Annotated in this window: 12 protein-coding genes; 3 read left to right on the top strand and 9 right to left on the bottom strand. The window is 58.8% G+C overall.

What is annotated here, in order from left to right; genetic code table 11:
• The first annotated feature begins 74 nt into the window (after positions 1–74).
• A complete protein-coding gene (locus tag GOW04_RS07670) occupies positions 75–3,443 on the top strand; it encodes an AAA family ATPase (protein ID WP_171232090.1) in 3,369 nt (1,122 codons plus the stop codon).
• An 85-nt stretch (positions 3,444–3,528) separates the two neighbouring features.
• Here GOW04_RS07670 and GOW04_RS07665 read toward each other — a convergent pair whose 3' ends face one another.
• Entirely contained in the window at positions 3,529–4,554 is a 1,026-nt protein-coding gene (locus GOW04_RS07665; RefSeq protein ID WP_254430096.1) for a D-cysteine desulfhydrase family protein, read from the bottom strand.
• 186 nt (positions 4,555–4,740) lie between these two features.
• A complete protein-coding gene (locus tag GOW04_RS07660; protein WP_171228829.1) occupies positions 4,741–5,433 on the bottom strand; it encodes a Crp/Fnr family transcriptional regulator in 693 nt (230 codons plus the stop codon).
• Between the two features lie 187 nt (positions 5,434–5,620).
• Here GOW04_RS07660 and hemA point away from each other — a divergent pair, with 187 nt between their 5' ends.
• Complete coding sequence (gene hemA / locus GOW04_RS07655; RefSeq protein WP_171232089.1) at positions 5,621–6,844, top strand: 5-aminolevulinate synthase; 1,224 nt, start codon at positions 5,621–5,623, stop codon at positions 6,842–6,844.
• A gap of 55 nt (positions 6,845–6,899) precedes the next feature.
• Here hemA and GOW04_RS07650 read toward each other — a convergent pair whose 3' ends face one another.
• The 6 genes from GOW04_RS07650 to GOW04_RS07625 are packed head-to-tail and all read right to left on the bottom strand — an operon-like array spanning position 6,900 to position 12,319.
• Positions 6,900–7,190, bottom strand: coding sequence for a cytochrome C oxidase subunit IV family protein (locus GOW04_RS07650; protein ID WP_171232088.1), 291 nt, complete (start codon positions 7,188–7,190; stop codon positions 6,900–6,902).
• Between the two features lie 4 nt (positions 7,191–7,194).
• Positions 7,195–7,743, bottom strand: coding sequence for a cytochrome c oxidase subunit 3 (locus tag GOW04_RS07645; protein WP_171119350.1), 549 nt, complete (start codon positions 7,741–7,743; stop codon positions 7,195–7,197).
• Positions 7,740–9,662, bottom strand: a complete 1,923-nt coding sequence (locus GOW04_RS07640; protein WP_171232087.1) for a nitric oxide reductase activation protein NorD — start codon at positions 9,660–9,662, stop codon at positions 7,740–7,742. The genes GOW04_RS07645 and GOW04_RS07640 overlap by 4 nt, the downstream gene beginning before the upstream one ends.
• 8 nt (positions 9,663–9,670) lie before the next feature.
• The gene (locus GOW04_RS07635; protein WP_371807876.1) at positions 9,671–10,480 is read right to left on the bottom strand and encodes a CbbQ/NirQ/NorQ/GpvN family protein; all 810 of its coding nucleotides are present in this window, start codon (positions 10,478–10,480) and stop codon (positions 9,671–9,673) included.
• 5 nt (positions 10,481–10,485) lie between these two features.
• Positions 10,486–11,853 carry a cbb3-type cytochrome c oxidase subunit I gene (locus tag GOW04_RS07630; protein ID WP_171119352.1) on the bottom strand — a complete coding sequence of 456 codons (1,368 nt, stop codon included), beginning with the start codon at positions 11,851–11,853 and terminating at the stop codon, positions 10,486–10,488.
• Between the two features lie 16 nt (positions 11,854–11,869).
• Complete coding sequence (locus GOW04_RS07625) at positions 11,870–12,319, bottom strand: cytochrome c (protein WP_152460362.1); 450 nt, start codon at positions 12,317–12,319, stop codon at positions 11,870–11,872.
• Between the two features lie 267 nt (positions 12,320–12,586).
• Between GOW04_RS07625 and GOW04_RS21895 the strand changes: the two genes are divergently transcribed.
• The gene (locus tag GOW04_RS21895) at positions 12,587–13,699 is read left to right on the top strand and encodes a Hint domain-containing protein (protein WP_254430095.1); all 1,113 of its coding nucleotides are present in this window, start codon (positions 12,587–12,589) and stop codon (positions 13,697–13,699) included.
• Positions 13,700–13,717: 18 nt separating this feature from the next.
• Here GOW04_RS21895 and GOW04_RS07615 read toward each other — a convergent pair whose 3' ends face one another.
• Positions 13,718–14,914 carry an NnrS family protein gene (locus tag GOW04_RS07615; RefSeq protein WP_171232086.1) on the bottom strand — a complete coding sequence of 399 codons (1,197 nt, stop codon included), beginning with the start codon at positions 14,912–14,914 and terminating at the stop codon, positions 13,718–13,720.
• Between the last annotated feature and the right edge of the window lie 186 nt (positions 14,915–15,100).

Below are 15,100 nucleotides of genomic sequence, written 5' to 3'. Positions count from 1 at the left end.
ATTCGCGGGTCGTCCTTGATAGGGTGGTGTTTTCCCGGACTGCGCCCGGGGCTGGTCCTTTCAACCAGAGGGAAATGGGGAATGCTTGGATCGGCCTGGTCGCGGCCATGCATGGTGGTCAAATGGCTGACATAGATGAATGGCTGATCCGAAACGGCTTGTCCAAATATGTCGATGCCTTTTCCCGGCACGAGGTCGAATTGGGTGATCTGCCGGAACTGAGCGACGATGACCTTGTCACGATCGGCCTGCCCCTTGGACCCAGGCGCCGCTTTCTGAAAGCAATACGGGATGAAATCGGGCGGCCTGCGGGATCACATCGCGCGCGTCAGGAACCCAACATCATAGCAGAGCGCAGACAGCTGACGGTCATGTTCATCGATCTTGTTGGATCGACGGCGATATCGCAAAAGCTGGATCCTGAAGATCTGGCCGAGGTTCTGAGGCTGTTCAAAGAGACCTGCGCCGCTGCGGTCGCCGCTTTTGACGGGCATATCGCCAGTTACTACGGCGACGGCATCATGGTGTTTTTTGGCTTTCCGCATGCGCATGAAGACGACCCGGAACGCGCCATTCATGCAGGTCTTAGGATCGTTCGCGAAATTCCGGAAATCCGCACGCATGCACATCTTGAAGTCCGCATAGGGATCGCGACCGGCCTGGTTGTCGTCGGTGACCTGCGGGGAGAGAAGATGTTCGAGGATGGAACCGCCATGGGCGAGACCCCGAACCTTGCCGCACGGCTTCAATCGATGGCTGATCCGGGGACAATGATCGTCGCGCCGACGACACGGGAATTGGCGGGTGATGCGTTCGAATATGTGCGCCGTGGCACGTTTCAATTGAAAGGCTTTGCCAAAGAGGTCGAAGCCTGGCAGGTCACCGGCACGCGCCAGACTCTCAGCCGTTTTCTTGCGGCAGACGACGCCCGGATGAGTTCATTGGTCGGGCGCGCGCAGGAGCATGAAACCCTTCAAAGCAAGTGGAAGCTGGCCCGTCAGGGTCAAGGTCAGGTGGTGCTGGTCTCGGGCGAGGCGGGCATAGGAAAATCCAGGCTGATCGAAGAGCTTCGCCGCACGATCCCGGACGCAAAACACCGACAGCTTCGATTTCAGTGTTCGCCCTTTCATGACGCAAGCGCGTTGTACCCGATCATTCGCCAGCTTGAAAACGCGGCCGAACTGCGGGCCGGTGACAGTGCGGACGAAAAATTGAACAAGATCCACGGCGTTCTGGGCGATCCTTCTGAAGGGTCTCTGAAACTGGCTGCGGCACTGTTGTCGGTCCCGTTTGAAGACAGGCTTGGCCTGCTGGACTTGACCCCTGAGCAGATCATGAAGCAGACGCTGGACATGCTGGTCAATCATGTGATCGGCTTGGCGCAGGAAACCCCGACCCTGTTGCTGTTTGAAGATGCACATTGGATCGATCCAACGACAAAGACTCTGCTTGATCAGCTTGTAACCCGGATAGAGGACGCGCGCCTGCTGATGGTCATGAGCTATCGGACAGGCTTTGATCCGGGTTGGCCACAATCGCACAACCTGATGCACGTCGCGCTTCAACAACTGGATTTCGCGCAGGTCAAAGAGATCGTGAACGATGTTGCCAAGGGCAAGACCGTCCCGGACGAAGTTCACCGTCTGATTGCCGCCAGATCCAACGGTGTCCCGCTGTTCGTAGAAGAGGTGACGAAGGATCTGCTGGAATCCGATCTTCTGACCGAACGCGCGGACGCCTATACGATCGACCGGTCCACGCCATCACCCACTGTGCCGAAAACACTGCATGACGCGTTGATGGCTCGTCTTGATCGACTGAGCTCGGCCAAGGAAGTGGCACAGATCGGCGCTGTCATTGGCCCGCAATTCTCTTATCCGATGATTGCAAGCGTGTCCCGCTTTGATGAACGGGCGTTACGTTCCGGTCTGGATTTGCTGGTGGATGCCGGGATCGTGATTGTTTCAGAGTCAGAGCCCGAGGAAACGTTCAGTTACCGTCACGCTCTCATTCGCGACACCGCTTACAACAGCCTGCTGAAACGCGAGAGGCGAACGCTGCATGCGCGTGTGGTCCAAGCACTGAACTCTGCCTCGTTGCACGAAAACTCTGCCGGTCCGGAAATTCTGGCTCATCACTACACGATGGCAGATATGCCGGACCAAGCGATAGAACACTGGTATCTGGCCGGACAACGTGCCGTGGAACGCTCGGCCGGGATTGAAGCAGCCACTCAGCTGGGGCGTGCGTTGGCGTTGCTTGAACAGCAGGAAGACTCGGTTGACCGCGACCGCATGGAAACCAAGATCCAGACATTGCGGGCCGGCGTTCTGCGCTCGACCGCTGGCATCGCGGCCGATGAAACGGGGGCAGTGTATGCCCGGATCCGCGACCTGTGCAATCGGCTGGGTGAAACCGAACAATTGTTCCCAGTGCTCAATGGTCTCTATGCGTATCATCTGGTCCGCGGCGAATACGACCTTGCCAAGGACGTCGCGGCGCAGTTGCTGGACCTGTCCAAGCTGACCGACGAAACGCATCACATAATGATTGCCCACCGGGCCATGGGTGCCGTCTTGTTGCATATCGGACAGCAGGACGCCGCCTATGCACATCTGCGACAAGCGTTGCACTTGTATGATCCTCAGCAGCACAGCCGTCTTGCCTATGTCTACGGCACGGATCATGCCGCCATTACATCCTGCTTCCTGAGCATGACGGTCTGGTTGCGCGGAGAACCGGACCGCGCGCTCGAGATTCAGCATCAGGCGATCTCGGCGGCGCAGAAACTCAATCACGCTCATAGCCTGGCACAGACGCTGACATATCTGTGTATGCTGCACCTGTTGCGGCGTGAACCTGAACAGGTTTACGACGTTGCCGCGCGCCTCGAGGAACTGGCGACCAAACACACCTTCCCCTTCATGACACTGACGGCGAATGTCTGGCGGTGTTGGGCGGACGCGCAGATCAAGCCAGGCCCGGAAACGATCCGAGCAATGCGCGACGCGTCCGAAGCCTGGTGGGCCAGCGGGGCCGGAAACTACAAGCCGGTGTTCCTGACGGCCCTTGCCGAAGCGTCATTGAAGGCGAACGACCCGAAGGCGGCTCAGCGCCTGCTGGATGAAGCCCGTGAACAGCAGGTTCTGACCAATGAAGCCTGGGCTCAGCCCGAGACGGATCGGATACAGGCATTGGTGCGGTCCATGGACAGTTTCGCAGATGATCTGTTCACGGAGGCTCTGGAAACCGCACGCAAACAGCAGGCAAGAATGTTCGAACTGCGCACAGCGGTGGATTATGTGCAAACCTGCGACCGCTTTGGCTGCTCACCGGCCTCGCCGCCTGATCTTGGGAAGATTATGGCCACGATCGTTGGCGGCGCGCAGACCCGCGATGTCGCGCGTGCCATATCTTTGCTCAATCAATCGAAAGTGTCGTAGGGTACTTACCCGGCCAGTTCGGCGGGCAACACCTTTGCGTTCATCCTGTCGCCCTGTAGGACCACAGGCGCAATGCTTCGCTGCGTCAACTTGGTTGCAACTCGTCCTGATATCCGAACAACGCAGGTTGACCGCCCGTGTGCAGCAGAACAACTTTCTGGCCTTTTTCGATGGCGCCTTGTTCAAGCAGCCCAAGAAGCCCTGCAAAGGTTTTGGCGGAATAAACAGGGTCAAGAAAGATGCCCTCGGAGCGCGCCATCAGGGTCAACGCCTCGCGGGTTGCGCGACCGATCCGCCCATATCCGGGTGCCAAGGCGCCGTCCCAGGTACAGATGTCTTCCATGACCAAAGCAGGGTCGAAACCTATCATGGTCGCCAATCTCCCCAGGACCTTTTGCAGACGCGTGTGCTGCTGGTTCTGATCGCGACGCACGCATATGCCGTAGACAGGCGCAGTCTGTCCGACCAAACGCAATCCGGCCAGGAACCCGCCATGGGTTGCCCCGCTTCCCGACGGCACCACTGCGGCGTCGAAATCGCTGATCTGAGTATGCAACTCGGCCGCCCCCGCCACATAGCCCACTGCCCCCAGCGGAGGGTGATCGATGCCCAGATGGATCACGTATGGCTTCCGACCCATGGCAACCAGTTCGTCGGCGCGTTCGTGAAGAGCGCCGTCAGCGCCCGCCTCGTCCTCACCCTTGGGATAGCCAATATGTTCCGCCCCCAGAAGCTGTGCCAGAAGAACATTCCCGGATCGATGGTAGTATTCGCCCATATTCGTCACGCGGTCTTCCAATTGAAGAACGGATGACATTCCCAGCTTTGCCGCCGCAGCCGCCGCAGTGCGCACGAAATTGGATTGCACGGCACCTGTGATCAGGATGGTGTCCGCCCGCTGCCTCAGCGCCTCGCCCATATAAAATTCCAGCTGGCGGGTCTTGTTTCCGCCGAAGCTGAGCCCGGTCAGATCGTCGCGCTTGATCCACAGATCCAGCCCCAGTTGGTCAGAAAGACGCTCAAGCCGTTCGACCGGTGTGACCGATGTCATCAACCTTGCACGGGGATAGTTTGAAAGCGCTGCGTCTATCATGGACCAGGTGCCCTTCATTTTCATGCAAAAGACTCGTGCCGATGGATGGCACTGCTGATCAGGATAATGAGGTTTTGGAAAGCGTGGAAGTCAGCCGGTCACGCGCAAAAGCGCCCGACTGAAGCCCCCGTTGGAGCTGGCCAGTTTCGGATCATGGGTTTTTTGCGAACTGCAACGCCGAAGGGTTCGGCCGACGGTGATCAATCACCTCTCGCTGGTGTCGCTTTCGGCGTAGTTGCGCAAATCGTCCATGTCAGCGATATCCGCGTGGTTCCTGTTGATCTTGACGCCAACGGGTTTCAACCGCGAAAACGCGCGGCTCAGGCTTTCGGGCTTCATCCCAAGACGTCCCGCGATCAGCATCTTGTCGTAAGGCAGTTCCACCTCGCAGCGACCGGACTCGCGATCGCACAGGTTCAACAGAAACTCTGCAACGCGTTGCGCCCCGGTTTGCGCCTTCAATTGCTCCAGCTGCGCCACCAGAGCATGCAGATGCGTGAACGTCGCAGCCAGAATTGAAACGCCGATTTCCGGGTCTTCCTTCATCAGGGACAGCAGCACCGGACTGGGAATGTGCATCACTTCACAGGCTGAGACGGCTTCGGCGGACACGGGATACGGCACGTTGCGCAGCGCAACGGCCTCACCAAAGCTTTCTCCGCGGGTGAAAACGCTCACCACGGCTTCCGCCCCGGTCGGAGAGATACGGAACAGCTTGACCCAACCCGCCAGCACGACGTGCACGGCCTTGGCTTCTTCCTCTTGCAGAAAGATCGTCTCGCCACGGTCATATTGACGCCAAATCGCTTGCCGCAGCAAAGTATCCACATGCTGATCCGGCAGGCTGCGCAGAAGCAGAGACTGCCGCGCAATCGCCTTTTGTGCCTCGTGTGACATGAAGGCACTCCCTTCCTCATCCAGTCCGGGCGATGGCCCGGGATATCATCCCCAATGCCCTGCTATGCCAAAGCCGGCGTGGCAGTGCCAGTCTTTTTCTTGACGATCAACTTGACAATTGTCATGTCACGGGGCCCGTCGCTGCCCTAGGGTCGGTTCACAGCCAGTTATCCGGGGAGCATGTCAGATGGATTTCGAGCGATTTTTCAGCCAGAGCCTCGACGCTTTGAAAGATGAAGGGAACTATCGGGTTTTCATCGACTTGCAGCGACGTTGCGGAGCCTTCCCGAACGCACGTCAGACCGATGGTTCGATCCGGCGGGATGTGCGTATCTGGTGCTCGAATGACTACCTTGGTATGGGGCAACACCCTGCGGTCATCAACGCCATGCACGACGCGCTGGAGCGTTGTGGCGCCGGTGCGGGCGGAACGCGCAACATTTCGGGCACGACGCATGACCACGTGCTGCTTGAGGCAGAGTTGGCAGATCTGCATGGCAAAGAGGCCGCTTTGCTGTTCACCTCGGGCTATGTGTCAAACTGGGCCGCTCTGGGAACGCTGGCTGCGAAGATCCCCGGTCTGATCGTTTTCTCTGATGCGCTGAACCATGCCTCGATGATCGAAGGCATCCGCCACTCACGGGCGCAGAAGGTGATATGGAAACATAATGACCTTGCGGATCTGGAGGCCAAACTGGCCGCCGCCGACCCTGACGCGCCCAAGATGATCGCCTTTGAATCCGTCTATTCCATGGATGGTGATATCGCGCCGATCAAGGAAATCTGCGACCTGGCCGATAGATACGGCGCGATGACCTATCTGGACGAAGTTCACGCCGTCGGCCTCTATGGCCCGCGCGGCGGTGGCATTGCCGAGCGTGAGGGCCTGATGGATCGCCTGACCGTGATCGAAGGCACGCTGGGCAAGGCCTTCGGCGTGGTCGGCGGCTACATCGCAGCCTCGGCCGCGCTGTGCGATTTCGTTCGCAGCTTTGCCAGCGGCTTCATCTTCACCACGGCCCTGCCGCCTTCGATCGCGGCCGGTGCTGCCGCATCTATCCGGCATCTGAAGCAGTCAAGCGCCGAGCGTGATCTGCAAAAAGCCCGTGTGGATCAGGTGCGCGCCCGTCTGGATGCGGAAGGGATACCGCATCTGCCGAACCCCAGCCATATCATCCCGGTGATGGTGGGCGACCCGGTGAAGTGCAAGTTCATCTCGGATACGCTTCTTGAAGAATTCGGCATCTACATCCAGCCGATCAACTATCCCACTGTCCCCAAGGGCACCGAACGTTTGCGGATAACGCCGTCCCCGGTCCACACAGATGAGGATATCGATCATCTGGTGGGTGCCTTGTCGGCGCTCTGGCAGCGTTGTCAGATCGCGCGGATCCCACAGGCCGCTCAGTAATCAGGGCCCCCCTTTGATTGATCTATGCCGCCTCTCGGGGCGGCATTTTTTTGCCTCAGACCAGATAGAGCGCAAAAATCACAACGGAAAATCCCGTCAACACCATGGTGAACCCACGCAGCCAGCTTTGGCTGCTCTCCAAATCCAGGTAGTGTTTCAGGATCACGCGGGCCTTGATCAGCGCCAACAACAGGATACCGCCAGCAATGATCGCGGTTGGTGCCCCAATCAAGGTCAGCAGCGCGGATCCCACGCTGAGGGCCAAGAGCGCAAGCCAAGCCTGGGTCAGAGGGTTCGGCGGCCCTTGGCGAGGTTTTTCTTTGGTCAAAGATGAAGGTTGGGCCATCTGACTATCCCAACAGATAGATCACTGGAAACAGCATGATCCAGACCAGGTCCACCATGTGCCAAAACTGTGCGCCCGCTTCGACGCTAGTGGGGTCGTCGCGCCAGGCCACCAGCAACAGAATTCCAACCCCGGCGAGGACATGCGCGGCATGAAAGCCGGTCAACATATAGTAAAACAGAAAGAATGGATGCGTTTCGTATCCTATCCCCTGAGACGCCTTGTCGGCGTATTCCGCACCCTTGATGATCAGGAACACGACACCCAGAAGCGCGGCAAGGATCAGTGCCAAACGGGCCCGCAAACGTTGCATGTTCCGCCGCCAATGCAGCGCCTGTGCGGCCAGATAGCCGGATGTCACCAATACCGCCGTGTTCAAGGCCGCACCCGTGCGATGCAGATGCGACTGCGCCTCGGCAAAGCCCGCCGGATCGGTCAGACGCACCCCCATGAAGGCGATCATCCCCGCGCCAAAAACCAGCAGTTCCGAAATGATCAGAACCCACATCAGGAACTCGCCCGGCAGCTCGTCGATCAGAGAGGCATCACTCATGCGCCGACCAACTGGCGATAGATCTGCGGCAGGGCCATGGTCAGGCGATGCGGATCTGGGATGACGGCGAAACCGCCCTGCCCGAACATGCGCGGAAACCAGCTTTTGCCGGTTTTATCGATGGTAACACCGAACACCGACTGTCCGGCCCGGCGCGCCTCGCGTATGGCCATGCAGGTATCTTCGATGCCGTGACGCCCCTCGTAATGGTCCAGGTCGTTTGGCTTGCCGTCGGTGATGACCAGCAGCAATCGGCGCTTGCGGGACTGGCTGGCCAGATCTGAGGAACAGTGCCGGATTGCCGCGCCCAACCTTGTATAATGTCCGGGGCGCAGCGACGCGATGCGCTGTTCAACTTTGGTTCCCATCGGTTCGTCAAACCGTTTGCAACGCTGCATATAGACGCGCTGACGCTTGAGGGAGCTGAACGCATGAATGGCGAAATCGTCACCGCAAGCGTTCAGGCCCCAGGCCAAGGCCGCCAGCGCCTCGCGTTCGATATCGATCACGGCACGCCCCGTGACCGCGCTTTCGGTGGATCGGCTGACATCCAGCAGGATCGACACCGCCAGATCGCGGGCCTCGGGGCGGGATTGCATCCAGACGCGTTCCGTCCCTTCACCATTTGCGCAGCGGTCAACCTGCGCCCGAACGGCGGCTTCCATATCCAGCTGGTCACCGTCCAGATGGCCCCGGGTCATCACGCGCCCCGGGCGCAGCGCCTCGAATTGGCGCTTGACGGCGCGAATGCGGCGCGCAGTGGCCGGATCCTTGCTGAACTCGGCGGCATCGTCGCGGATATCGGCTTCCGAAAGCAGAACGTTCACATGATCCGGCAGGTATTGACCCGTCCGCACGTCCCATTCGGGATATAGAATACGGCCTGACAGGCGTTCGCGGTTGACGTCTTCGGGCGCCAGATCAAGGTGAAGCTTCAACTTGGTAGGCGGCGCCTTGGAAATCTGGCCAAGACCGATCTCTTCCTGATCGTCAGCCGCCTTCTTGGCGTTGTCGGGATCGTCGTCATCGATGCGACGGTTGATATTCAGAAACTCGGCCCAACTGAGGATGGCTTCGAACTTGTGCAGAATGAAACTGTCGCTGCGCTCGGCCTGATCCGATTTGCGGCGCCGGGCACGGTGTGTCTTTTCGCCGGATTCCTCTGGCGGGCCTTCGGTATCGGGGTTTTCAACCTCGTTGTGTTCCGAGAACCCAACTGCCCGCAACTCCGGCCACAGGGGAACCGGACGCATCGGCTGATAGCCGCGCGGTGCGATCGGGTCGTCGTCAAGTGCCAGAAGGTGCTCGGCCTGATCCGACAGGGGCTTGGGATCGCCCAGCATATGACGGATCAGTTCTTCAACCGCGGCCTCGGCAGGCGGCAGGCTGGGGATGTCGCGCTGATACAGCACGCCCTTGCACAGCTCGGTATACAGCGGACGCAAGCCAGGCGCATCGTCCAGAGTCGCCTCGACCATGTGCCGGGCGGCGATCAAGGCACGCAGGTCGGCACGCAGTGGATCATCTTCGTCAATTCGGGTTCCGGCATGGGCCGCGGCGGCGGCCAACCAGACATAGAGCGCGCCGTTTGCCTCGCGTGCGGGGAATACTGCCAGACGGTCGGGCAGACGCAAAACCTCTCCGTCGAACGAGGCGCGCGGCATCAATTCCACTTCGGTTGCAAGTTTGCGGCGCCAACTCAGGCGGTGGCGCGAAACCTCGGGTGAGACCGGGCGCAATTCAACGCCCGGACTACCCCCAAGCCCCCGAAAGAGGACTGCCAGCCGCCCCGCGACCTCGGAAAGGTCGACCGCGGCTCCAACATGCACCTGGGGTGCATCGAGGCGGCTGGCAAGGGTGTGCCACAGTTTCCCGATCGTTTCTTCGGGTTCCCATGGCTCAAAGTCGATCCTGACCATCGCCGGCCTCACCCAAAGACGGCGGTGACAAGATCGAGGAGCCCGCGTTTGATATCCTCGTCATCGGTCAGAGGTTCGATCATGGCGGCGAGGATGGCGCGGTCGGTGGACATGCCCTGCGCGATCAGCGTCGCGGCATAGACGACCAGCCGGGTGGACACGCCTTCCTCGAGGTCCTGACCCTTGAGCCCGCGCAGCTTGCCCGCCAGCCGCACCAGCGGCTTGCAGCGTTCCAGCGGCAGGCCGCTTTCCTGCGCGACCACTTCGGCTTCCATCTGAGGCGAGGGAAAGTCGAACTCCAGCGAGATGAACCGTTGCCGGGTCGAGGGTTTGAGGGTTTTCAGGATATTCTGATAGCCGGGGTTGTAGGACGCCACCAGCATGAAACCGGGCGCGGCCTCAAGCTCTTCTCCGGTGCGGTCGATCGGCAGGATGCGCCGATCGTCGGTCAGCGGGTGCAGCACGACGGTGACGTCCTTGCGCGCCTCGACCACCTCGTCGAGATAGCAGATCGCACCTTCGCGTACCGCGCGGGTCAGGGGGCCATCGACCCAGACGGTTTCGCCGCCCTTCAGCAAGTAGCGCCCGATCAAGTCGGCGGCAGCCAGATCGTCGTGGCAGGCCACTGTATAAAGCGGGCGGCCAAGTTTCGCAGCCATATGGGCCACAAACCGGGTCTTGCCGCAGCCCGTCGGGCCTTTCAGCAGAACCGGCAGGTCGTTTTTGTAAGCGGCGGTGAAGACATCGCATTCATCGCCCTGGGCGAGGTAGAAGGGGGCGTTTGCCGCCCCCTCTTTCAGGTTCATGGAGCCATCCATATCCATCACTCCGCAGGGGTTTCAGCTGCGCCGGGTTCAATGACCTCTTTGCGGGGAACCCAGATCGAATAGATGAACAGCAGCGCCCCAAGGACAACGACCAGACCAGAGCCAAGACGCATCCAGTAGAAGATCGCGATCTGGTCCTGTACGTCCATGAAGTAGTCTCCGACCACGCGCTGCATATGTGTCTGCACGGTGCCGCCGAAGGTCAACACGAAGGTCATGAAGACCATGCCGCTGGTCATCAGCCAGAACGAGCCCATGTTCAGAACCTGATTATAGGGATCACGGTTCTTCAGGATCGGCATAGCATAGCTGAAGATCGCAAGGTTGAGGCAGACATAGGCGCCGTAGAAGGCCAGGTGGCCGTGGGCTGCGGTGATCTGCGTGCCGTGGGTGTAATAGTTCACCCCGTGCAGCGTGTGCAGGAAGCCCCAGACACCGGCGCCGAAGAACGCCAGAGTGGCACAGCCCAGCGACCACAGCAGCGCGGCCTTGTTGGGGTGGTCACGACGGCCCTTCCAGACCATGACGAAGGCAAAGGCCATCATCGCAAAGAACGGGATCACCTCGAGGCTCGAGAAGATCGAACCGATCCACTGCCAGTATGCAGGCGTACCGATCCAGTAGTAGTGGTGGCCGGTGCCGAGGATGCCCGAGAACAGCGCGGCGGCGACGATGACATAGAGCCATTTTTCGACCACCTCACGGTCAACACCGGTCAGCTTCAGCATCAGGTAGGCCAGGATCGAGGCCATGATCAGTTCCCACACACCTTCGACCCACAGGTGGACGACATACCACCAGTATTGCTTGTCCAGCGACAGGTTGCCCGGGTTGTAGAAGGCGAACAGGAACAGCAGCGCCAGACCCCAAAGGCCCAGAAGCAGGATGTTGGTAATGGCTGTCTTCTTGCCTTTCAGAACGGTCATCGACACGTTGTAAAGGAAGATCAATGCAGCCACGACGATACCGGCCTTGACCCATTTGGGCTGTTCCAGGAACTCACGCCCCTCTTTGCCCAGCAGCCAGTTGCCTTCGAACAGGTTGAAGACATAGGTAACGACCACGCCCAACGTACCGACAACAAGGATGATCAGTTGCAGATAGGCCAGCTTGGGCGAGTGGATCTCCCGCTCGGCTTCTTCCGGGATCAGGAAGTAGGCCGCACCAAAGAAACCCAGGATCAGCCAGACGATCAGAGAGTTGGTGTGCAGCATCCGCACGATGTTGAACGGCAGAAGGTCACTCAGGAAATTGGGGAATACATAGATGAAACCGGCCAGAAGGCCGCCGATCACCTGTATCGCGAACAACGCCATGGCTACCGCAAAGTAGGCATAGGCGATTTTTTGGGATTCGTATTTCATTGTTTCATTCCCTTTCTCAGCCTGCCTCGTTGGGCGGCCAGCCCTGCGCGTCGATGTTATCCGTCCAGATCAGGAAGTTGGTCAGGTCACGGAGTTCTTCGTCGCTGAGGTTGAAATTGGGCATTTGCCGACGACCGGGAATGCCGGTCGGTTGTGCTTCCATCCAGCCCTTGAGGGATTCAAAGGCTGATTCCGGGTCGTCCAGCACGCCCCAGCGGGTCATCACGTTGCCGACTTCCGGAGCAAAGTAGGCCCCTTCACCCAGAATCGAATGACAGTTCACACAGGCGTGTTTTTCCCAGACATGCTTGCCCCGAACCACACTGTCATCCAGCTTTGCGGCATTTTCGGAATTGACGATATACCAGTGGGAATGGGCCGAAAGGGCCAGAAAGATGAGAATGAAGAACAGTGACCCGCCATAAAAAATATTGCGGGCCATGCTCTTTGTCATGACGTCTCGCATTGCGCTCTCCTTTGCGCAGATTAGCTAGTGTCAGCAACATGACGGGCGGGACGCGGGAGTGCCTTAACGAAAGTCAAGACTTCTCAAGTATGCTCGGGAACGAGGTCAGATGCCTGACAAACAGCAAGAACCACGAAAAAGCCTCGGGTTCGCCTTGATATCTGAACCAATCGTGAGGAATGTCGCGTCGACATTTTAGTATAGCGGAGTTATCCAAGCGCTTGAGAGAACAAGTGTAAATTCCGTGTCAAAGAGTGATGGGTTAAAATGGCAAACTATTCCTATATCGGTTATACGCCCGGCGTAATCACGGTGAATACGATTGGGCCGGATACGGTTACATTGGATGTCAATTTTGATCCTGACACGGATCGTCGTTTATTCAGCGTGACAGACGCAGCCGGTGGGTTTATTCAAAACGGCGGCGGACCACCCATTATCGATACTGGCGATGTTTTCAACGGCGACCGCTTCGACAACGAAGACGGCGATGATCTGACGCAAACCGGCACCATCACCACCCTTGATGGCTCGACCACCTTTCTTAGTGGCCCAATTTACTTGGAAGAATCCTATATTCTGTCCAAACCAGGCGGGGGTACGATTACAGTTTATCGTGTGGAAGTTGACGGAACTTTGGGTGGTTACATAACCTCTGAACCCCTTGTGCCCGGCACGACATACTCGATGAACATCGTGAATGTTACGCCGACCAATGCTCCTGACACAACTGATCCGACCACTATCATTGACGTGCCGTGCTTCGTAGCCGGAACGTTGATAATGACTCCAAGAGGTCCGAGGCCCATCGAGGATTTGAAGGTGGGTGACGCGGTCGTCACCGCCGACAACGGACCGCAACACATACGCTGGATCGGCACGCGACATCTGGACCAAGCGGCGCTTTGCGCCCGTCCCAGGCTGAAGCCCATCCGGATCGAGGCCGGTTCACTGGGCGATCACTTGCCCCAGCGTGATCTTTTCGTGTCACCGCAACACCGTATGCTGGTCCGGTCGCCGATTGCCGTCAGAATGTTCGACGCCGAAGAGGTTCTTGTTCCTGCTCACATTCTTGTCGGCGTGCCCGGCATTTCAATCGCTGATGACACCCGTGCTGTGACCTATGTCCATCTTTTGTTCGACCGTCACGAGATCATCTATGCGGAAGGCGCACCTTCCGAAAGCCTGCTCGCCGGTGCGCAGGCCTTGTCCAGTGTTCACCCGGACGCACGGGCGGAAATTCTTGAACTGTTCCCTGAATTAGATCAGCGCAATTACGTTCCGCTGGCCGCACGACGGATACCGGAAAAAGGGAAACGCGCTCGTGCCTTGGTCCATCGTCATATCAAGAACGCGCGGCCTCTGGTTGATGAACGATAAGCGCCGCCCGAACAGGCGTCAGGTCTGTTGCACGGCGCGGGGGCCGGTCAGGGCAGGCCACATGGCAAACAGATACAGCCCCATTGCCGCGATCCAAAATCCATCCGCTGTCAGCATCGCCGTCATGTACCCTCCTGTCATGTCGGATCCCAGCCAACGCACAAGCGCTGCAACCGCCATCAAGCCATAGGCAATCGCCATGGGCTTTGGCGCGACAAGGGGGCGACCGCTGTGGCCCAAGGCGGCGCGGCTCATTACGGCAAGGGTCATGCCACCAACGCAACCAATGCCCAGAACGTGGAGCGCGCCGATCTCATTTCCCATCCCGATGGCCGCCAACCCCCAGAGAATCAGACCCAGCGCCAGCATCCCGAGACCCAGATGCAGCGCGACCAGGATCGGTTGACGCAAGGCCCAGCCTGTTCTCCAACGCGCCATGCGCATCAGTTGAACACTGCCCATCACCAAAGCAACGGCCCCCGCAACAGGCCCGACATCAAGTGCAAGCACAAGCAGGGGCAGCAACAGCGCCAGAATCATCGTCGCCCTGTCCAGCCTGGCCACGGATACCGGCCACGATGCTTCGGGTTGACCCGCTCTTTTCATGGCATTCCGTGTAAAAGCCGGCGTAATCCGGCCACCCAGGATCGCGATCATCGAACACAAGGTCAAAAGCCCGGCCCGGATACCGGTGTTCAGCGTATCCACCGTGACCCCCATCCATTCCAAATGAACCATAACGTTCGAGGCCAACATCAGAACAAGAAGATACAGAAACACCATATTCTGGGGCTTGGGCCGACGAACCAGTTGACTGGCAATCTTCAGCGCCAGAATGGGAACAAAGCTCAGGTCCACAACCGCGACGAACAGGGGTGGCAACACTCCGGAAAACCAGACCGCCAGACGCCCGGCCATCCAGATCAATGCGACAAGCGTGATAAAGCGGGCCCGCGCCTCGGGCGCACCGGTCCAGTTCGGCACGGCGGTCAGAAAAAAACCCCCCAAGGCGGCCGTTGCATACCCGAAAATCATCTCATGCGCGTGCCACATCACCGGGGGCATCGCGTAACTCTGTTCCATGTAGGGCATCAGCCCGTCGAGTGACGCCAACCATACGCCCCACGCGACTCCTGCAAACATACCGTAAAGACCCGCCGAAAGAAAAAAGACCCGAAACCCTTCACTGAAAACACGCGCGATTACAGCTGTCATGCCTGCTCTCCATAGCTTTTCCCGCCGTTGAACAATGTGTAGTGCCCGCATGACCCGGCGCCCTTAACCAAAATCAAGACTGGGCTTAAACATGTGTGAGAAACACAAGATTTATTGGGGGTTTTGATCTGTGTTTTCTTTCCAAAGTGCTTTGTCTGCACCCTTGCCGTTGACTTTGGTCAAGGA

The sequence above is a fragment of the Ruegeria sp. HKCCA4812 genome (genome assembly GCF_013034245.1).
GTDB lineage: Bacteria > Pseudomonadota > Alphaproteobacteria > Rhodobacterales > Rhodobacteraceae > Ruegeria.
Note: the sequence above shows the minus strand (reverse complement) of the source record. Positions and strands in the feature narration are given on the sequence as shown.